This is a genomic window from Ruegeria sp. CDSB022, assembly GCF_059611145.1.
In genome coordinates this window covers 12,873-33,275 of sequence record NZ_JBXWOZ010000022.1, presented here as the reverse complement: position 1 = coordinate 33,275, position 20,403 = coordinate 12,873, and the positions used below count along the sequence as shown (strand labels likewise).

The 20,403-nt window shown below is 58.8% G+C and carries 16 protein-coding genes; 7 read left to right on the top strand and 9 right to left on the bottom strand.

The genetic code is table 11. The features are described from left to right. Positions 1 to 69: 69 nt before the first annotated feature. The 7 genes from AC2FIZ_RS19705 to xdhA are packed head-to-tail and all read right to left on the bottom strand — an operon-like array spanning position 70 to position 9,350. Positions 70 to 1,143 carry a BMP family ABC transporter substrate-binding protein gene (locus AC2FIZ_RS19705; RefSeq protein ID WP_271952554.1) on the bottom strand — a complete coding sequence of 358 codons (1,074 nt, stop codon included), beginning with the start codon at positions 1,141 to 1,143 and terminating at the stop codon, positions 70 to 72. A gap of 34 nt (positions 1,144 to 1,177) precedes the next feature. Continuing rightward, the gene (locus AC2FIZ_RS19700; RefSeq protein WP_142638949.1) at positions 1,178 to 2,098 is read right to left on the bottom strand and encodes an ABC transporter permease; all 921 of its coding nucleotides are present in this window, start codon (positions 2,096 to 2,098) and stop codon (positions 1,178 to 1,180) included. 2 nt (positions 2,099 to 2,100) lie between these two features. Next, a complete protein-coding gene (locus AC2FIZ_RS19695; protein ID WP_142638948.1) occupies positions 2,101 to 3,183 on the bottom strand; it encodes an ABC transporter permease in 1,083 nt (360 codons plus the stop codon). A gap of 35 nt (positions 3,184 to 3,218) precedes the next feature. Then, on the bottom strand, positions 3,219 to 4,736 hold the full coding sequence (locus tag AC2FIZ_RS19690; RefSeq protein WP_142638946.1) for an ABC transporter ATP-binding protein: 1,518 nt from the start codon (positions 4,734 to 4,736) through the stop codon (positions 3,219 to 3,221). Further along, the gene (gene xdhC / locus AC2FIZ_RS19685; RefSeq protein WP_281996085.1) at positions 4,733 to 5,668 is read right to left on the bottom strand and encodes a xanthine dehydrogenase accessory protein XdhC; all 936 of its coding nucleotides are present in this window, start codon (positions 5,666 to 5,668) and stop codon (positions 4,733 to 4,735) included. Before xdhC ends, AC2FIZ_RS19690 begins: the two co-directional genes overlap by 4 nt. Then, on the bottom strand, positions 5,668 to 7,992 hold the full coding sequence (gene xdhB, locus AC2FIZ_RS19680; protein ID WP_281996086.1) for a xanthine dehydrogenase molybdopterin binding subunit: 2,325 nt from the start codon (positions 7,990 to 7,992) through the stop codon (positions 5,668 to 5,670). Before xdhB ends, xdhC begins: the two co-directional genes overlap by 1 nt. Continuing rightward, on the bottom strand, positions 7,989 to 9,350 hold the full coding sequence (gene xdhA, locus AC2FIZ_RS19675; protein ID WP_281996087.1) for a xanthine dehydrogenase small subunit: 1,362 nt from the start codon (positions 9,348 to 9,350) through the stop codon (positions 7,989 to 7,991). Before xdhA ends, xdhB begins: the two co-directional genes overlap by 4 nt. Positions 9,351 to 9,693: 343 nt before the next feature. Between xdhA and dnaE the strand changes: the two genes are divergently transcribed. From dnaE to AC2FIZ_RS19660, 3 genes are all read left to right on the top strand, one after another. Next, positions 9,694 to 13,194, top strand: a complete 3,501-nt coding sequence (dnaE, locus tag AC2FIZ_RS19670) for a DNA polymerase III subunit alpha (RefSeq protein WP_281996088.1) — start codon at positions 9,694 to 9,696, stop codon at positions 13,192 to 13,194. An 89-nt stretch (positions 13,195 to 13,283) separates the two neighbouring features. After that, positions 13,284 to 13,496: a YMGG-like glycine zipper-containing protein gene (locus tag AC2FIZ_RS19665; protein WP_142638901.1), complete on the top strand. Its 213-nt coding sequence runs from the start codon at positions 13,284 to 13,286 to the stop codon at positions 13,494 to 13,496. 20 nt (positions 13,497 to 13,516) lie between these two features. Continuing rightward, positions 13,517 to 13,870 (top strand): hypothetical protein, encoded by a 354-nt coding sequence (locus tag AC2FIZ_RS19660; protein WP_281996089.1) that lies wholly within the window; start codon positions 13,517 to 13,519, stop codon positions 13,868 to 13,870. Between the two features lie 4 nt (positions 13,871 to 13,874). On the opposite strand, the gene AC2FIZ_RS19655 is transcribed toward AC2FIZ_RS19660, so the two are convergent. After that, on the bottom strand, positions 13,875 to 14,069 hold the full coding sequence (locus AC2FIZ_RS19655) for a SlyX family protein (protein ID WP_142638896.1): 195 nt from the start codon (positions 14,067 to 14,069) through the stop codon (positions 13,875 to 13,877). A gap of 128 nt (positions 14,070 to 14,197) precedes the next feature. Between AC2FIZ_RS19655 and hisS the strand changes: the two genes are divergently transcribed. The 3 genes from hisS to hisG are packed head-to-tail and all read left to right on the top strand — an operon-like array spanning position 14,198 to position 17,463. After that, a complete protein-coding gene (hisS, locus tag AC2FIZ_RS19650; protein ID WP_496791514.1) occupies positions 14,198 to 15,685 on the top strand; it encodes a histidine--tRNA ligase in 1,488 nt (495 codons plus the stop codon). 3 nt (positions 15,686 to 15,688) lie between these two features. Then, positions 15,689 to 16,777 carry an ATP phosphoribosyltransferase regulatory subunit gene (locus AC2FIZ_RS19645; RefSeq protein ID WP_496791513.1) on the top strand — a complete coding sequence of 363 codons (1,089 nt, stop codon included), beginning with the start codon at positions 15,689 to 15,691 and terminating at the stop codon, positions 16,775 to 16,777. After that, the gene (hisG, locus tag AC2FIZ_RS19640; RefSeq protein WP_496703847.1) at positions 16,774 to 17,463 is read left to right on the top strand and encodes an ATP phosphoribosyltransferase; all 690 of its coding nucleotides are present in this window, start codon (positions 16,774 to 16,776) and stop codon (positions 17,461 to 17,463) included. Before AC2FIZ_RS19645 ends, hisG begins: the two co-directional genes overlap by 4 nt. On the opposite strand, the gene AC2FIZ_RS19635 is transcribed toward hisG, so the two are convergent. Further along, positions 17,464 to 17,895, bottom strand: coding sequence for a DUF1489 family protein (locus AC2FIZ_RS19635; protein ID WP_281973647.1), 432 nt, complete (start codon positions 17,893 to 17,895; stop codon positions 17,464 to 17,466). Between the two features lie 128 nt (positions 17,896 to 18,023). Here AC2FIZ_RS19635 and AC2FIZ_RS19630 point away from each other — a divergent pair, with 128 nt between their 5' ends. Then, complete coding sequence (locus tag AC2FIZ_RS19630; protein ID WP_496791511.1) at positions 18,024 to 20,306, top strand: adenosylcobalamin-dependent ribonucleoside-diphosphate reductase; 2,283 nt, start codon at positions 18,024 to 18,026, stop codon at positions 20,304 to 20,306. Positions 20,307 to 20,403: the final 97 nt, after the last annotated feature.

The window sequence follows — 20,403 nt, the reverse complement described above, 5'->3', positions numbered from 1 at the left end:
CATAAAACAGGCGGCAAAATCAAAAAAGGCCCGCACATGGCGGGCCTTTCTGCGTTATCCTGTGCCGCCTTACTGCGGAATCTCACCTTGCAAGCCTTCGACATAGAAGTTCATGCCGGCCAGTGTACCGTCGTCTGCAGTCTCGCCTTCGGCCAGCCAGTCACTCCCGTCCTGCTTTTTCAGCGGTCCGGTGAAGGGGTGGTATTCACCCGCGGCCATGGCCGCTTTCAGCGCCAGTGCCTCTTCTTTGACGTCAGCGGGAACCGCGTCCGAGATTTCGCCGATTGCAACCATGCCTTCGCGGATGCCATCCCATGTATTGGCGCTTTCCCATGTGCCATCCATGACGGCCTGGGTCCGTGCAATATAGTAAGGCGCCCAGTCATCGATGATCGACGAGACGCGCGGGTACGGAGCGTATTCGCTCATGTCCGAGGCCTGGCCGAAAGTGATGACGTTGCCCGCCTCTTGCGCAGCTGCTTGCGGTGCGGTCGAGTCGGTGTGCTGCAGGATAACGTCCGCGCCCTGTTCGATCAGAACAGTGGCGGCATCTGCTTCTTTCGCCGGATCGAACCAAGTGTAGGCCCAGATGATCTTGAACTCGACATCCGGGTTGACCTTCTTGGCGTGGATATAGGCCGAGTTGATTCCGCGGACCACTTCGGGGATCGGATAGGACCCGATATAGCCAACAATGTTCGACTTGGTCATCTTGCCCGCGATATGGCCCTGTACCGCACGACCTTCATAGAAACGTGCCGAATAAACCGAAACGTTGTCGGCTGTTTTATAGCCGGTCGCGTGTTCGAACTTCACGTTCGGGAATTTCTTGGCCACGTTGATGGTCGGATCCATGTATCCGAACGAGGTGGTAAAGATCAGGTCTGCACCTTCCAGCGCCATCTGGGTCATCACCCGCTCTGCATCCGGGCCTTCGGGCACGGATTCAACAAACACGGTTTCGACCTTGTCGCCGAACTCTTCTTCAACCGCCAGACGGCCCTTGTTATGTTCATAGGTCCAGCCGCCGTCGCCCACCGGGCCGACAAATACAAAGCCGACCTTGGTTTTGTCTTCGGCTATGGCAGTAGTTGCCAAACCCAGCGCCATGGCAGCGCTTGCCAGAAATGTAGTAATTTTCATGTGTTACTCCCCAAGTTGGTTCAGTTGTCCCCGTCTAATGCGAGGCATGGAATATCCGGCCGAGTGAGGCAGGTGCGCTGCTTTTGTCGGCGGAAAGGATCACAAGCACAAGGATCGTGATGATGTAGGGCGACATTGCCAGATACTCGACCGGGATGGCAACGCCCGCTGCCTGCAAATTCAGCTGCAACACGGTGATACCGCCGAACAAATAGGCACCCAGCAGGGCGCGCCATGGCTTCCAACTGGCGAAGACGACCAAGGCCAGGGCGATCCAGCCGACACCGGCTGTCATGCCCTCGGTCCACTGTGGCACCCGGATCAAGCTGATATAAGCCCCACCCAGCCCGGCACAGGCACCGCCGAACAGGATCGCCATGATGCGGATCTTGATCACCTTATAGCCAAGCGCATGCGCCGCATCGTGGTTTTCACCTACCGCGCGCAGGATCAGTCCGACGCGAGTGTATTTAAGCGTAGCCCAGACGGCCGCTGTCAAAGCGATGCCGACATAAAGGATCGGGTCATGCTGAAACAGGATCGGGCCAATCACCGGAATATCGCTGATCACCGGGATATGGATATCGCCCATGCTGGGGGGTTTGACCCCCACATAGCTTTGACCGAGCAGGGCGCTGAACCCTAAACCAAACAGAGTCAGCGCCAGGCCGCTGGCAACCTGATTGGCCAGCGCCACCTGCGTCAGCAGCACAAACAGCAGGGACAGTACTGCACCGCCTATGGCCGCGGCGACAAAGCCCAGCCAGGGCGACCCAGTCTCGACCGAGATCGCAAAACCGCTGATCGCGCCAACGATCATCATGCCCTCTACGCCAAGGTTCAGAACTCCTGCTTTTTCGACGACCAATTCACCGATCGCGGCCAGAAGCAGGGGAGTTGCAGCCACCATCAGTGACGCGACCAGAAGTACGGGATTAATCTCACCTAGGTCCATGATTACGCCACCTCGCTACGGGCCGCACGGATGCGGTAGTTGGTCAAAAGGTCGAAGGCCAGCAGGAAGAACAGCAGCATCCCCTGGAATACTTGAATAGCCGCGGCAGGAAGACCCATTTGGGACTGCGCAATTTCACCACCGATATAGGTCAACGCCATTAGACCACCGGCTAGCAGGATGCCCACCGGATGCAGTCGACCCAGAAAGGCCACGATGATCGCGGTAAAGCCATAGCCAACGTTAAAGTCGATGCTGACAACACCCGAGGGGCCCGAGACTTCGAACATCCCCGCCAGCCCGGCCAGTGCGCCTGACAGGCCAAGACAGAACAGGATCAGTCGTGCTGGGTTTACCCCGGCGAATTTGGCTGCGCGCGGGGCCTCACCCGTCAGGCGGATGTGAAAGCCCAGCATGTGCCGGTTCAGCAGGATATAGGAAAAGATCACGGCTATCAGTGCGGTCACAACGCCCCAATGCATCCCCGATCCTGCGATCAGCTCGGCATTATGCGCACTCTCATAGGATTGCAGATTGCGTGAACCCGGAAAACCGAACCCTTCGGGGTTTTTCAGCAGTCCCAGCGAGACCGAGGCCATCATCTGTTCAGCCACATAGACCAGCATCAGCGAGACCAAAATTTCATTGGTGCCAAAGCGCACCTTCAGAAAGGCCGGAATAGAGGCCCAGAGCCAACCGCCAAGCGCACCTGCCATCACCATGATCGGAAAGACATACCAGGCATCCAGCGGGTAAAAGGCCAGCCCGGCCCCCGCACCAAAGATGGCGCCCATGATATACTGACCCTCGGCGCCGATGTTCCAGATACCGGCGCGGAAGCCTAACGACAGGCCAATCGCAATCAGCACCAACGGCGCGCCCTTCACCAGCAGCTGCGGGCGGTAATAAAAGGCGAATTCACCGAACAGAGGCTCCCAGAAAATGGTGCCGATGGCCTGAACCGGGTTTTTACCCAGGACGGCAAACAATATGCCGCCAAACAGCATCGTCGCCAATACCGCCACAAGCGGGGTCGCATAAGACCACGCCTTGGACGGCTGTGGCCGTTTCTCCAATACAATCATCTGCTCACACCCCCGTCGTCATATTTTGTTTTGCATCAGACATGGGCTACCTCCATGCCATGTGCACCGCCCATCATCAGGCCGATCTCATCCACGGTCAGACCCGTGGTTGTGCGTGGCGCGCTGAGCCTGCCTTCGTTCAGGGCGGCAAAGCTGTCCGAGATTTCCATCAATTCGTCCAGATCCTGGCTGATGCAGACCACCGCCGTGCCCTTGGCGGCAAGGTCCAGAATGGCCTGTCGGATCGACGCAGCGGCAGCGGCGTCCACCCCCCATGTGGGTTGGTTCACGACCAGTACATCGGGGTTCTGCAACACTTCGCGTCCGATCACGAATTTCTGTAGGTTGCCGCCTGACAATGACCGGGCCGCATTCTCGGGCCCTGGCGTGCGCACATCAAAGGCGCTGATGATCTTTTCAGCAAAGCTTTTGGTATCTGCCCATTTCAAGAACCCGTTGCTTTCCAACCCTTCGCGGACCGATCCGGTCAGCAGGGCGTTTTCGGTCAGGCTCATGTCTGGGGCGGCTGCATGTCCCAACCGCTCTTCGGGGGCGGTCAGTACGCCCAGCTTGCGCCGTGCGGTTGGGCCCAGTTTGCCAATCGGCTGGCCATCGAACTTGATCGCATCGGCAGCTGTCTGGATTTCGCCAGACAGGACACCCAGCAGTTCGTCCTGTCCGTTGCCGGCAACACCGCCAATTCCCAGCACTTCGCCTTTGCGAACTGTCATGTGGACATTCTTCAGCGCGGTGCCGAATTCAGACGGTGAGGGCACGGAAAGCCCGCTGACATCCAGCGCGACCTCGCCGAACTCGCGGCCTCCGCGCTCAGGTGTTTGCAGGGTTGAACCGACCATCAACTCGGCCATCTCCCGGGCCGAGGTTTCAGACGGAACGCATTCGCCCACATTCTTGCCCAAACGCAAGATCGTAGCGTGGTCGCATAGGGTGCGGATTTCTTCAAGCTTGTGCGAGATATACAGGATCGATGTGCCTTCAGACCGCAATTTATTCAGCGTTTCGAAAAGGATATCGACTTCTTGCGGAGTCAGAACACTGGTTGGTTCGTCCATGATCAAAAGCTTTGGATCCTGCAGAAGGCAGCGAATGATCTCAACCCGTTGGCGTTCCCCCGCGGACAGGTCACCGACTGTACGAAAGGGGTCCAGCGGTAGACCGTAGGTTTCCGAAACTTCCCGAATGCGCGAGGCCAGGTCGCCCATTGGTGGCGGGTTCTCCATCCCCAATGCGATGTTCTCGGCCACGTTTAGCGCGTCGAACAGCGAAAAATGCTGAAATACCATCGCGATTCCGTCAGCACGCGCGGCGCGCGGCTCGGGCGGAGCAAAGGGTTGGCCACGCAACAGCATGGTGCCGCTGTCGGGCTTCACCAAGCCATAGATCATTTTGACCAGCGTGGATTTTCCCGCGCCGTTTTCGCCCAACAGGGCATGAACTTCGCCCTCACCGATGTCAAAGGACACCTGATCATTGGCCACGACGCCGGGATAGGCTTTGGTCAGTCCTTGCAAACTTAGCAGTGGAGTGGTCACGCGCTCAGATCCTTCTTCAAATTGTTTTGCCCGATCGGGCGCAGCAGTTGTGATGCGACGCCCACGGCAATCATCTGCGGGTGCTTGCCCAGGCCCGGGTCGCCAATCGGGCAGGTGATCCGGCTGATCCGCTCGGGCGAGTGCCCCAGCGCCGCCAGCCGAGACCGGAACCGCGCCCATTTCGTAGCCGAGCCGATCAGCCCCGCAAAGCGGAAATCGTGCGAAAGCAGACGGTTGCACAATTCCAAGTCCAGATTGTGTGAATAAGTCAGCACCAGATGTTCAGCATCACGCGGCGCATGCCGAACCAGTTCCGCTGGTTTCGCGGCAGGGACGGCGGTGACTCCGTTCGGTACGGTTTCTGGAAACCGCTTGGATCCTGTATCGACCCAAGTGATTGCGAGATCGGGCAGCGGTGACAGGACATCCACCAGGGCGCGACCGACGTGACCCGCGCCCCAGACCCACAGTGCTCGCGCTGGTTTGTGGACCGACTCGACCATCCAGCCTTCGATCAGCTGTGCCTCTGGTGCAATCCCTTGTCCGCGGGCTTCGGTCAACAGGCGTTTGACCGACAGTGGCATGTCCTGGCCCGATGTTGGGCGCGCAATGATGCTGTCGCCCAGATCGTTGATGTTGTTGCGGTCATAGACCTCGCTTAGCAAGGAAACAGCGCCACCGCAGCACTGGCCCATGTCGGGGCCAAGCGCGTGATGGGTCAGGCGCGATTGGGCGGTTTGTATCCGCGCCGCTTCGGCTGCCTGAAACTCAAGTGTGCCGCCGCCGATCGTGCCGGATTGCCCGTCCTGCCAGACCAGCATTGCGGCACCAACCTCGCGTGGGGACGAGCCCTTGATCCCGGCGATGACTACCCGGATCACGCGCCCATGGGTTTTGACCGCCTCCCTCAAAGTATCAAGGTCAAATCCCATCAGTCGTCCCCCTTCATCCTTTGGACACCATGCCAGACTTCTTCTGCCGTGGCGGGGGCATCCAATGCGGGGTAGCTGTTTCCGCAGGCCGCCACCGCATTCGACAGTGCCAGCCAGGCGGATATCCCAAGCATGAATGGAGGTTCGCCTACCGCTTTCGAGCGATAGATCGTGTCCTCACGGTTTTCAGCCTCCCAAAGAGCAACGTTGAAGATGTCGGGGCGGTCGGAACAAGCCGGGATCTTGTAGGTCGATGGCGCATGGGTGCGCAGATTGCCTGTGCCATCCCAGACGAGTTCTTCGGTCGTCAACCAACCCGCGCCCTGCACATAGCCACCTTCGACCTGACCGATATCCAGCGCAGGGTTCAGCGACGCGCCCGCGTCATGCAAGATATCCGTGCGCAAGATGCGGTTCTCACCGGTTAGTGTGTCCACGGCAACTTCGGTGATCGAGGCGCCATAGGCGAAGTAGAAAAACGGACGACCTTGGCCTTTGATCCGGTCCCATTCGATCTTGGGTGTCTTATAGAAGCCGGTGGCCGAAAGGCTGATGCGGCCCTGATAGGTCAGCGCAGCCGCTTCGGCAAAGGTATAGCGTTCCTCACCAACCGATACATGACCATCCCCGAAGGTGACAGCCGACGGGTCGGCCTGATGTCGCTCGGCCAGATACTCTGCCATCCGGTCGCGGATCGTGTCACAGGCGGCTTTCACCGCCATGCCGTTGAGATCGCTTCCCGAGGATGCCGCCGTTGCCGAGGTGTTCGGCACTTTGGCCGTGTCTGTGGCGGTGATCTTCACCATCTCTAGCGGAATACCAAAGCGTGAGGCGGCAACCTGGGCCACTTTTTGAAACAGGCCTTGGCCCATCTCGGTACCGCCATGGTTCAGGTGCACGGACCCGTCCTGGTACACATGCACCAGCGCGCCGGCCTGATTCAGATGGGTCAGAGTGAAGGAAATGCCGAACTTGACCGGAGAGAAGGCGATGCCCTTTTTGATCACGCTGTTCTCGGCATTCCATTTCTGAATTGCTGCCTTGCGCGCGGCATAGTCGCTGGAATTCAACAAGGCTTCGGTCATGCCGTGAAGTTCGAAATCTTCGACTTCCATGCCATAAGGGGTGGTGTTTGGCGTATCGCCGCCATTGCGATCAGGGGCATGGTCATCGGTACCCGCCGGGGCAGCGTAATAGTTCCTGCGGCGCAGTTCGACCGGATCCAGACCCAGCTCATGCGCGGCGTGGTCCATGACGCGTTCGATTCCAACCATACCCTGAGGGCCTCCAAACCCCCGATAGGCGGTGGCAGATTGGGTGTTGGTTTTCAGCCGGTGACTTTCGATCCGCGCATTGGGCAGCAGATAAGCATTGTCGGAATGCAGCATCGCCCGATCCGCGACGGGCAGCGACAGGTCTTGTGCCCATCCGCATATGGCGTGGTGCAGAAAGGATACCCCCTGAATATGCCCGTCCTGATCGAACCCGGCCCTATAGCCAATGCGAAAGGCATGCCGCTTACCGGTGATGATCATGTCGTCATCGCGGTCATAGCGCATCTTGCAGGCCTTGCCGGTTGCCCGCGCAGCCACTGCGCAGGAAACAGCCAGAGCGTTGCCCTGGCTTTCCTTGCCCCCGAACCCGCCGCCCATGCGCCGGGTTTCAACGCGCACAGCATGCATGGGAACGCCCAGAGCCTCTGCCACTTTGTGCTGAATCTCAGTCGGGTGCTGGGTCGAGCTATGGACCAGCATATCAGCACCCTCATTCGGCACCGCCAGTGCAGCTTGACCTTCCAGATAGAAATGCTCTTGCCCGCCAAGCTCAAAACTGCCTTCGATCACATGCGCCGCGCCTGCGATGGCGGCGTCTGCATCACCTTTGGTGTAGATGCGCGGGCCGTCCTCGAACCGACTGTCGGCGGCCAGAGCCTGCTCAATCGTCAGGATCGCGGTTTCTTCGGCATAGTCGATCTTGCCCAGTCGCGCGGCTTTGCGCGCTGCCAGATGGCTGGTGGCGACAACCAGAAACACGGGCTGGCCGATATAGTGGACGGTGCCGTCTGACAGCAAGGGCTCGTCATGAATGGACGGTGAGACATCATTGGCAAAAGGCAGGTCTTCGGCGGTCATCACCATGACCACGCCGTCGGCCGCCTTGACCGCTGACAGGTCCATCGCGGCAATCCGACCCTTGGCGATGGGGCTGAGGCCAAAGGCCAGATGCAACGTGCCTTTTGGTGTTGGGATATCGTCCACATAGCGGGCCGAACCGGACACATGCAGCGGCGCGGCGTCATGAGGCAGTGGTTTTGTCACGCTCATGCCGACACCTCCAGCACATTGGTTACTTGGCCCTGATCTTCAAGGAAATAACGCTCCAGCATCGCTTTCGCCGTCTCAAGGCGGTAATGAGCCGAGGCGCGCATATCTGACATTGGCGCGTAATCCTCGGCAAACATCGTCAGAGCGGATTGAACCGTAGCAGCTGTCCATGGCTTGCCGGTCAACGTAGTTTCGACTTGAGTGGCGCGTTTCGGAACGCCCGCCATGCCGCCAAATGCGATGCGCGCCTGAGTGACGGTACCTTCTGCAACGGTAATGTTGAAACACCCACAAACGGCCGAAATATCCTGATCAAACCGTTTGCTGAGCTTGTAGCATTTCAACCGATCCGCCTGGCGCGGGAAGCTTACGGCTTCGACGAATTCTCCGGGTACGCGATCCTGTTTTCCATAGTCGATGAAGAACTTTTCCAAGGGCAGCGTTCGCCTTGTGTCGCCTTTGCGCAGGTGCAGGCTGGCGCCCAGGGCAATCAGTGCAGGCGGGTTGTCACCGATTGGTGACCCATTGGCGATATTACCGCCTACGGTTGCGGCGTGCCGCACCTGTACGCTGGCATAGCGGCGGATCATTTCAGCATAAGAGGGGTGCAGATCCCCCAGCGCTTCGCCTATGCGGTTCATATCGACCATGGCACCAAGGCGAATTTCATTGTCAGTAACCGTGATCTGTTTCAGATCATCGCAACCGTTCATGAAGATTACTGTTTTCAGGTCGCGCAACTGTTTGGTGACCCAAAGGCCTACATCGGTCGCGCCAGCGACCAGGGTGGCCTCTGGGTGTTCGGCATAAATGGCGGCAAGCTCGTCCGAGGACCGCGGCAGCATAGGAGACGCGGCGGGTGCTGCGTCAGGCTTGTCCTTGACCCAGACGGGAACAGGGTGCTTTTCGACGGCTTTGGCGGCACGGATAATCGGCGCATAGCCCGTGCATCGGCACAGGTTCCCGGCCAGCTGTGTGTCGTGATCGGTTGCACCATTCGCATGCCCGGCCACCATCGACATTACAAAGCCGGGGGTGCAAAAGCCACATTGCGACCCGTGCAGATCAACCATTGCCTGCTGTACCGGGTGGGCCTTCCCGTCCGGGCTGCTGGCGCCTTCGACGGTGCGCACCGCTTTGCCGTGGAGCTGAGGCAGGAACAGAATGCAGGAGTTCAGAGCTTTGGCTCCTCCCTGATCCGTCACCATGACAGTGCAGGCACCGCAATCACCTTCGTTGCAGCCTTCTTTGGTGCCGGTCAGAGAGCGATCCTCGCGCAGCCAATCCAACAAGGTGACTGTCGGATCGACATTCGCCAACTCCACTGTCTCTCCGTTCAGAAGAAACGTGATATCCATTCGTGAAACCCGTCGCGTTACCGAATTGCGCCTCTGAATGCTCTCCTTCGATGCGACGTAGAAAGAGTGCGGGCGGATAGCTTGCCACTAGATGTTAGAAACAGCGCAGCCAATCTGGCAAGAAAAACCGCGCTTCTGATGTATCATTTCATTGGTCCGATCCTTGTGTTTCATGTGGTTTCGATGTTCATCACATTGAAAATAAAAGGTTTTGTAGCATGTTTCACCCTCAGAGTCCGAAGCACCTTATGGATTTCCCGAACAATCAGCGCCTGTTTTTTTGGCAATCCGAACCTAAGGTTCAGGCTTTTGTACCATCACTGGCTGCGATAGCGTGGGCGGCATGAGCAGCACTCCACGATTCATCCACCTCCGCGTTCACACCGAATATTCCCTGCTGGAAGGCGCCGTGCGGCTGAAAAAGCTGCCTGGTCTGTGTGAAAAGCTTGAGATGCCCGCCGTCGCCGTCACGGACACCAACAGCATGTTCTCTGCGCTGGAGTTTTCGGTCACCGCCAGCGGGGCGGGTGTTCAGCCGATCATGGGGTGCCAGGTCGACCTGACCTACCTGCAGGCGCAACCGGGCGAGAAAGCGAAAGCCCCCGCGCCGCTGGTGCTGCTGGCGCAGTCAGAGGTCGGGTATGAAAACCTAATGAAGCTCAGCTCTTGCCTGTATGTGGACAAGGGCGGGCAGTTGCCGCAGGTGACATTGGATGAACTGACAGAGCGCTCGGATGGTCTGATCTGCCTGTCTGGCGGCCCCGACGGACCGGTGGGTCGCTTGTTGCAGCAAGGGCAGCGCCCAGCGGCCGAGGTCTTGGTGGATCGCCTTGCAACCATGTTCCCGGATCGTCTGTATGTCGAATTACAGCGCCATCCAGGCGAGGGTGGTCAGCCCGAGGCCGAACGTCTGACCGAGCGCGGCCATGTTGAAATGGCCTATGCCAAGAACCTTCCGCTGGTGGCTACCAACGATGTCTACTTCCCGACCACGGACATGTACGAAGCGCATGATGCGTTGATCTGTATTGCCGAGGGCGCTTATGTCGATCAGCAGGATGGCCGCCGCCGTCTGACCGCACAGCATTATTTCAAGTCGCAGCAGGAAATGGCGACCCTGTTCGCCGATCTGCCCGAAGCAATCGAAAACACGGTCGAGATCGCCAGGCGCTGTGCGTTCATGGCCTATCGCCGCGATCCGATCCTGCCGAAATTCGCCGATGACGAGGTGGCCGAGCTGCGCCGCATCGCCAATGAAGGTCTGCAGAAACGTCTGGCCGTGATCCCGCATGCGGTAACCCCTGAAGAGTATCAGAAGCGGCTGGATTTCGAACTGGACATCATCGAGGGCATGGGGTTTCCCGGTTATTTCCTGATCGTTGCCGATTTCATCCAATGGTCAAAGGATCAGGACATCCCGGTTGGGCCGGGGCGGGGCTCGGGCGCGGGGTCGCTGGTGGCCTATGCGCTGACGATCACCGACCTTGATCCGTTGCGTTATTCGCTGCTGTTCGAACGTTTCCTGAACCCTGAACGGGTATCGATGCCTGACTTCGATATCGACTTCTGCATGGACCGCCGCGAAGAGGTGATCCGCTACGTGCAGCAGAAATATGGGCGCGACAAGGTTGGGCAGATCATAACTTTTGGCGCGCTGCTGTCGAAGGCCGCCGTGCGTGACATCGGGCGGGTTTTGCAGATGCCATACGGGCAGGTGGATCGCCTGTCCAAGATGATCCCGGTCGAAGGGGTGAAACCCGTCTCGATTGAAAAGGCGCTTAAAGACGAACCGCGTCTGCGTGAAGAGGCGCGTAATGAAGAGGTTGTGGACCGTCTGCTGACTTATGGCCAGCAGGTCGAGGGGCTGTTGCGAAACGCGTCGACCCACGCGGCTGGTGTGGTGATTGGCGACCGTCCGCTGGATGCGCTGGTGCCGCTGTATCAGGATCCGCGTTCCGACATGCCTGCGACCCAGTTCAACATGAAATGGGTAGAACAGGCCGGGCTGGTTAAATTCGACTTTCTGGGTCTGAAGACACTGACCGTGATCCAGAATGCGATGGATCTGATCTTCAAATCCGGGCGCGACCTGCACATCGCTGCTGACGGAACCGAGCTGTACGAAGCCGCCGAGGGGGCGGCGAACCAGATTAACGCCATCCCGCTGGATGATGAAGCGACTTACAAACTCTACTCAGCGGCCAAGACCGTAGCGGTGTTCCAGGTGGAATCCTCGGGCATGATGGATGCGCTCAAGCGGATGAAACCGGATTGTATCGAGGATATCATCGCCCTCGTCGCGCTATACCGTCCGGGCCCGATGGAGAACATCCCCAAGTTCTGCGAGGTCAAGAACAAGCTGAGCGAACGGGACACGCTGCACCCTTCCATCGACCATATCCTTGACGAAACCCAAGGCATTATCGTCTACCAGGAACAGGTTATGCAGATCGCTCAGGAAATGGCGGGCTATAGCCTTGGCGGAGCGGATTTGCTGCGCCGCGCGATGGGTAAGAAAATTCAGGAGGCGATGGACGCAGAGCGGCCTAAGTTCCTCAAAGGCGCTGCTGAGAATGACGTGGACGAGGCTAAGGCGACCGAGGTCTGGAACCTGTTGGATAAATTCGCCAACTATGGCTTCAACAAATCCCACGCTGCCGCCTATGCCGTGGTCAGCTATCAGACCGGCTGGTTGAAGGCGAACCACCCGGTCGAGTTCATGGCCGGGGTCATGAACTGCGATATCCATCTGACTGACAAGCTGGCGGTTTACTTCGAGGAAGTCCGCAAAGGGTTGGAACTGCCTTACATACCGCCCTGCGTGAACCGCTCGCAATCCACGTTTGACGTGGTGGATCAGCATCTGGTTTACGCGCTGGGCGCGTTGAAAAACGTCGGCGTTGAGGCGATGAATTTGGTAGTAGAAGGACGTGCAGGCAAACCGTTCGTCAACCTCTTCGACGTTGCCCGCCGCGTTGATCTGAAGAAGGTCGGCAAGCGGCCCTTGGAAATGCTGGCGCGTGCTGGCGCGTTTGATGAACTCGACAAGAACCGCCGCCGCGTCTTCGAAAGCCTTGATCCGCTGGTGCAATATTCAGCTGCGATCCACGATCAGAAGAACTCGAACCAGGTATCGCTGTTCGGCGAGGCGGGCGACGACCTGCCCGAGCCACGCCTTTCGCCGACGCCGGACTGGTTGCCTGCCGAGCGTTTGAGCGAAGAGTTCAAGGCCATCGGATTTTACCTGTCCGGCCACCCGCTGGATGATTATATGCCTGCCCTAAAACGCAAGCAGGTACTGACACTGGATGAGGTGATGGAAAAGGCACGCTCGGGTCCGCTGATCGCCAAGATGGCCGGTGTAGTGGCTGGGCGGCAGGAACGGAAATCTGCGCGCGGAAACCGGTTTGCCTTTGCCCAACTTTCTGACCCTACAGGTGCCTATGAGGTCACACTGTTTTCCGAAACGCTGGAGAAATCCCGTGAGTTTCTGGAAACCGGTGCACAGGTGGTGCTGACCGCCGAAGCAACGATGGAGGCCGATCAACTCAAACTGCTAGGCCGGTCCGTCGGGCGGGTAGATGCGGTCGTGGCCGAGGCAGGGGCGACCGGGCTGCGCATTTTTGTTGATCAGTCGCAGGTTCTGCCCACAGTTGCCAAAGTTCTGGAAGATGCCGCTGGCGCAGCCAAGGGGGCTGCGAAAGGGCCTATCCATCTGTGCCTGCTTGATCCTGGCCTGCCGGGAGATGTCGAGATGGACCTTGGCCAGGAATTCCCGATCAACCCGCAGATCAAAGGGGCGATCAAGTCGCTGGACGGCGTGATGTCGGTCGAGGAAATCTGACCGCCCCTGAAAAGTTGCCTGACATTCGCCCGCCGGATAGTCTGAAGACAGAATGAGATTTTCTGGTGATGCCGCAGGAGGGCAACCATATGACGATCCCACATTTCGGTTTTCGAACATTGATATTGGCCGCGTCGATGGCCTTGGTCACCGCCGGGTCGGCGGTGGCGGACGACAAGAAGAAAAAGAACACCATCGAAGGCGCGTTGATCGGGGCGGGCGTCGGCGCTTTGATTGGTGATGGCAAGGGCGCGGCAATCGGCGGCGTGGCCGGGGCCTTTATTGGACATAACTGGAAATGACTGCGATGCGTTTGACCCAAATGAAAACCGCTCTCGCAAGCCTGTGCATGATCGTTCCGGGCATGGCCATCGCCGACGAAGCTGCTGAACAAATGGTTCAGGACGCATTGCCCATCATGTATCATACCTGTGCAACGGTGGTTGAAGAGTCGGACGGTGATGAGGCCTATATCTTTGCGGTTGTCGAGAAGATGACAGCACTGTCGATCTATAACCGCCAGATTGATATCAATGATCACGCGAGCACGGACGAGGACAAAGCGAAACTGCGCGAGACCTTCATAGCCGCATTGAGAGAGGGCTGCGCCGAGGACCAGCATGCCCTGTTGGGTGGGGTTGTCGACAATGCGGTGAAAACGACGCTGGGCTTGTGATCGCTCAATAATGCGGCGGGCGTTCGTCTCCTAGGATGATGCCGCCTGATCCTTCTTGTGCCCGTTCACCTTCGCGGCGCATCAGCACCTCAACCCGGCGGGTCAAGTTGTCGATCTCATCCTGCTGGCGCGTGACGATTGTGTTCAGATCTTCGACCGTACGGGTCAGATGGGCGATCTGCTCTTCCAGATGTTGCATTGGAAACTCCTGTCTCGGGCCGGTCATAACGGCACCGGCTGTGCAAGGCCAGCGAAAGCGCGCCTTGCCCCGAAACGGGCCATGGGATAGACCGCGCGCGGAACACTTAACGCCCAAGGACGCCCCAAATGGCCAAGCCCAAGAAACAGCCCCGCCCCAAGGCCGTAACGCCGAAGGGGTTTCGCGACTATTTTGGCGAGGAAGTCACGCAGCGCACCGAGATGCTGCGGACTATCGCGGGTGTCTATCATCGCTATGGCTTTGATGCTTTGGAGAGCAGCGCGGTCGAAACTGTCGAAGCGCTGGGCAAGTTCCTGCCCGACGTCGACCGCCCGAACGAAGGCGTCTTTGCCTGGCAGGAATTCGATGAGAACGAAAAGGGCGATTGGATGGCCCTGCGCTATGACCTGACCGCGCCTTTGGCCCGTGTCTATGCGCAACACCGCAACGATCTGCCGACACCTTATCGCCGCTATGCGATGGGTCCGGTCTGGCGCAACGAAAAGCCAGGCCCGGGGCGGTATCGCCAGTTTTATCAATGTGATGCGGATACGGTGGGCACGGCCTCGATGGCGGCGGATGCCGAGATTTGCGCCATGTTGTCGGATACGCTGGAAACCGTGGGCATCCCGCGCGGTGACTATCTGGTGCGGGTGAATAATCGCAAGGTACTGAACGGCGTGCTCGAGGCGATGGGTCTGGGCGAAGACGCCGCCGCCCGTGACAGCGTGCTGCGCACCATCGACAAGTTCGATAAGGTGGGCGAAGCAGGCGTGCGCGAATTGCTGACCAAGGGTCGTCTGGACGCGTCAGGTGCCTTCATCGACGGCGTGGGTCTAAGCGATGATCAGGCAGAACCGGTCATCGCCTTCCTGACCTCCAAAGCTGCAGATATCGCAGGAACGCTGGCCAATCTGCGTGCCGCCGTGGGTGACAGCCAAATCGGTGCGGATGGCATTGGCGAACTGGAACAGATCGGGACCTTGCTGGAAGCCGGCGGCTATGGCGCGGATCGGATCGAGATTGACCCATCGGTCGTGCGTGGGTTGGGCTATTACACCGGTCCGGTCTATGAGGCCGAGTTGACCTTTGATATCTTTGACGAGAAAGGCCGCAAGCGGCAGTTCGGCTCTGTCGCAGGCGGCGGGCGCTATGACGATCTGGTCAAGCGTTTCACTGGACAGGAAGTGCCAGCGACTGGTGTCTCCATTGGTGTCGACCGCCTGTTGGCTGCTCTGCGCGAAAAGGGGCGGATCAGCGCACAGGCCAAGGGGCCGGTGGTTGTCACCGTGATGGATCGCGACCGCATGGCGGATTATCAGGCCATGGTGGCCGAGCTGCGCAATGCAGGTTTCCGGGCCGAGGTGTATCTGGGCAACCCCAAGAACTTTGGCAATCAGCTGAAATATGCGGACAAGCGGAACTCACCCATTGCGGTGATCGAAGGCGGCGACGAAAAGGCGAACGGGATCGTGCAGATCAAGGACCTGATCCTTGGTGCCAAGATCGCCGAAAGCGCCACGCTTGAGGAATGGAAAGAACGCCCCAGCCAGTTCGAGGTGCCGCGCGGTGATCTGGTCGCCAAGGTGCGCGAAATTCTGGACAGTCAGGACTGAGCCATGGCCAACCGTACTCAGATACAGGCGCGCGCCGCGATGATGCGCGTGCGTTTCGAGACCGCAGGTGCCCGGGTTGTTGATCCGCCTCTGTTGCAACCGGCTGAAACGTTGCTGGACCTCTATGGGGAAGACATTCGCGCCCGTGCTTACGTGACCTCGGATGCGCTGCATGGTGAACAAATGCTGCGCCCGGATTTCACGCTGCCGGTGGTGCAGATGCACATGTCCGACGGTGCCGAACCGGCGCGCTATACCTACTCGGGTGAGGTGTTTCGAAGGCAGGAACACGATCCGGATCGCGCGAATGAATATATCCAGGTCGGGTATGAGGTGTTTGATCGAACCGATCCGGCCAGTGCCGATGCCGAAGTGTTTTCGCTGTTTGCGCTGCAACTGCGTGGGTTGCCCCTGCGGGCGGCAAGCGGAGATATCGGTATCCTGACCGCTGCTGTCCAGGGGCTGAGGACTTCCGACCGGCGCAAGGCGGCCCTGATGCGCCATCTGTGGCGGCCCCGCCGTTTTCGCGTCTTGCTGGACCGTTTCGCTGGGCGCAAGCCGGGGCCTGAAGGACGCAAGACCTTACTCGAGGCTGCTGACCCTTTGGCAACCGACGCGCCTATGATCGGCAAGCGCCGCGCCTCTGAAATTCAGGCGCGGATCGAAGCCCTGCGTGAGGATCGTGATACCCCACCGATTTCCGACAACGAATTGGCCGGGTTGGAAACCCTGCTGAACGTCCGCGAAACCATGCCCTTTGCGCTTGAACAGCTGCGCGACGTGGCGGTGGACTTGCCGCAGATCACCCCGGCACTGGACCGGCTTGAGGCGCGGATCGCGGCCTTGCAAGCGCGCGGCGTGGATGTGGACAGGTTGGATTTCGAAGCGTCTTATGGCCGGACCTCGATGGAGTATTATGACGGGTTTGTCTTTGGTTTCTACGCCGAGGGCCGGCCGGATTTGCCACCCATTGCCACTGGGGGGCGCTATGATGCACTGACCCGCCACTTGGGCAAAGGGGCAGAAATCCCTGCAGTTGGCGGCGTGCTGCGCCCGGACCTGATGCTGGAGATTGAGGAGGACGCCCAATGAGCCTGAAACTGGGCGTGCCTTCAAAGGGCCGGTTGATGGAAAAGACCTTTTCGTGGTTCGAAAAGCGCGGCATCACCCTGTCTCGCAGTGGGTCGGACCGCGAATATGCCGGTAAGGTGGAAGGGATCGAGGGTGTCTCGCTGATCCTGTTATCGGCGGGGGAAATTCCGCGTGAATTGGCTGCTGGTCGCATTCATCTTGGCGTCACCGGAATTGATCTGGTGCATGAAAAACTGCCGCGCTGGGAACAGCAGGTCGAAGAAGTTTCTCCGCTTGGGTTTGGCAAGGCCGATCTGATCATCGCTACGCCAGCCTGCTGGGTCGACGTGGACACGCTTGATGACCTTGACGCGGCGGCGGCGGCTTTTCGCAAGACCCACGGCCACCGCCTGCGGATTGCCACCAAATACCACCGGTTGGTGCGTGAATTTCTGACAGATGCGGGCGTGGCCGATTATACGCTGGTCGACAGCCAGGGGGCGACCGAAGGCACGGTAGTGAATGAAACCGCCGAAGCGATTGCCGATATCACATCAACGGGGGAAACCCTGCGTGCCAACCACCTGAAAATTCTGACAGACGGGCTGATCCTGCAATCGCAAGCAACCCTATGGCGCAGCCGGGTGGCCAAGTATACGGACGAAGACAAGGATGTTCTGACTGAGGTGCTCGACCGACTGGCCTGATTACAGCACGCCGATATCCGCCAGCGCGCGGTTCAGATCATCGGGCAGGGCATCGTCCTGCGCGCGGGTTTTTGGCAGATCGGCGGGGGTGTCCTCGGGCTTGAGATAACGCCACCCCTGAAAGGGGCGCTTCAGGGCGTTCTGGGTGCGATGAACCTCAGGATCCAGAATAATGGCGCAGCGGCGAATGCCGTCATCCCCGATCACTTCGTCCATTCGTAGGATGCGCTGACGGCATTGCACAACGCCTTTGATCACCCAATAGATTGATCCGCCATTCAGAATCTCTGCCTCGCGTTTGGGCCACATGCGTGTCACGTGGCGCGGCAATCCGTCCTCGTAAAGAGGCATGCGACTCTCCTGCCATGCGATCAGCGTGTCGACGCTTTCTGATCCGACGGACAGTTTTATGAGGTTTACGTACTTATCCACAGCTTTCCCACAGAGTCGTCCCAAGGCTACCTTTATATTGTAGCCTTCTGCACCGCTTCATCAAGGTGTTGTGGTGAAGGTGCGAATTGGGCTAATCTGGATACCTCTTTCAAGACAGGGAATCACCAATGAGCCGCTTTGCCGCCCCCATCGCCGAGCAGATCTGGGACATGAAATACCGCTTTAAACATGCGGATGGAACGCCCATAGACCAAACGGTTGAAGACAGCTGGCGCCGTATCGCTCGCGATCTGGCCCGCGTGGAACAGGACCCTGCTCATTGGGAAGACAAGTTCTTTGAGGCGTTGGAGGATTTCAAATATCTGCCCGCCGGACGCATCACCGCCGGTGCGGGCACTGCACGCCGGGTGACCCTGTTCAACTGTTTTGTCATGGGAACCATACCAGACAGCATGGGCGGTATTTTCGATATGTTGAAAGAGGCCGCCCTGACCATGCAGCAGGGTGGGGGGATCGGCTATGATTTCTCAACCATTCGTCCGCGTGGCGCGGATGTACACGGGGTGGCGGCGGACGCCTCGGGGCCGCTGAGCTTTATGGATGTGTGGGACGCGATGTGCCGCACGATCATGTCTGCGGGGTCGCGCCGCGGGGCGATGATGGCGACCATGCGCTGCGATCATCCCGATATCGAACAGTTCATCACCGCCAAATCCGACCCGGCCCGTCTGCGCATGTTCAACATGTCGGTTCTGGTGACAGATCCGTTCATGGAGGCAGTCAAGGCCGATGGCCCGTGGGAACTGGTGTTTGATGGCAAGGTCTATCACACCATCCAGGCCCGCGATCTATGGAACAAGATCATGCAGGCCACTTACGACTATGCCGAGCCAGGTGTGATCTTCATCGATCGGATCAATGCGGCCAACAACCTCAGCTATGTCGAGACCATCGCGGCGACGAACCCCTGCGGTGAACAGCCCCTGCCGCCGTATGGCGCCTGTCTGTTGGGCTCGATCAACCTGGCGCGTCTGGTGACCGGACCGTTCGAGGATGCCGCACATCTCGATGAGGCCGCGCTGCAAGAGCTGGTCGCCACCGCCGTTCGCATGATGGACAATGTGGTCGACGCCTCGAAATTCCCGCTGGCCGAACAAGAGGCCGAGGCGCAAGATAAACGCCGCATTGGTTTGGGTGTCACCGGGCTGGCCGATGCACTGTTGATGCTGGGTCTACGCTATGGCTCTGACGAGGCGGCGCGTCAGACCGAGCGCTGGTTGCACGCAATCGCCCGCGCCGCGTATCTGGCGTCGGTCGATTTGGCAAAGGAAAAGGGGGCGTTTCCCTTGTTCGAAGCCGAGAAGTACCTGGCCAGCGGCACAATGCTGCAGATGGATGACGACGTACGCGATGCGATCCGCGAACACGGCATCCGCAACGCGCTGCTGACGTCGATTGCCCCGACGGGGACGATTTCCCTGTACGCGGGCAACGTCTCTTCGGGGATCGAACCGGTCTTTGCCTATGCGTATACGCGCAAGGTCCTGCAAAAAGATGGCTCACGCACCGAAGAAGAAGTCGTGGATTACGCCGTTCAGATGTGGCGCGACAAGTTTGGTGATAAGGACCTGCCCGACTATTTCGTCAACGCGCAGACGCTGCCTCCGTCTGATCATGTCAAGATGCAGGCGGCGGCACAGAAATGGATCGACAGCTCGATTTCCAAGACGATCAACTGCCCCGAGGATATCAGCTTTGACGCTTTCAAAGATGTCTACATGCAGGCCTGGGATCAGGGCTGCAAAGGGTGCACGACCTATCGCCCCAACGATGTGACGGGGTCGGTTCTGACCGTATCAGAGAGTGCCGACAAAGCTCCTGGAGAAAGTGCGGATGCGCCGCACGAGGTTGATGGCGGTGATGTCATCTATATGTCCGAACCGCTGGACCGCCCACAATCGCTAGAGGGGTCAACATATAAGTTGAAATGGCCCGACAGCGAGCATGCGATTTACCTGACCATAAATGACATTGTCATTGGCGGCCGCCGTCGTCCGTTCGAGGTATTCATCAACTCCAAGAACATGGAGCATTATGCATGGACGCTTGCGCTGACCCGCATGATCTCGGCCGTGTTCCGTCGGGGCGGCGATGTGTCCTTTGTGGTCGAGGAACTCAAGGCGGTGTTCGACCCGCGTGGCGGGGCCTGGGTGAAAGGCAAATACATCCCCTCGATCCTGGCCGCGATTGGCGGAGTGATCGAGCAGCACCTGATCAATATAGGCTTCCTTGAGGGCGAAGGGATGGGGCTGAAATCCGACCCTCAGGCGCAAGTGGTCAACCTCGACGGCCCCCGCGGCAAAGCCTGCCCGTCCTGCGGTCAGTTCGACATGGTGATGATCGAAGGATGCATGACCTGCCGTAGCTGCGGTCACTCTAAATGCGGGTGAGCTGAAGTAGTGGATTCTGTTGTTGGTACACCAAGCAATTGAGACCCAAATCAGCGATTTTTTCGCCCAAAGACAAGGTCTTTGTCGGCCTAGTATC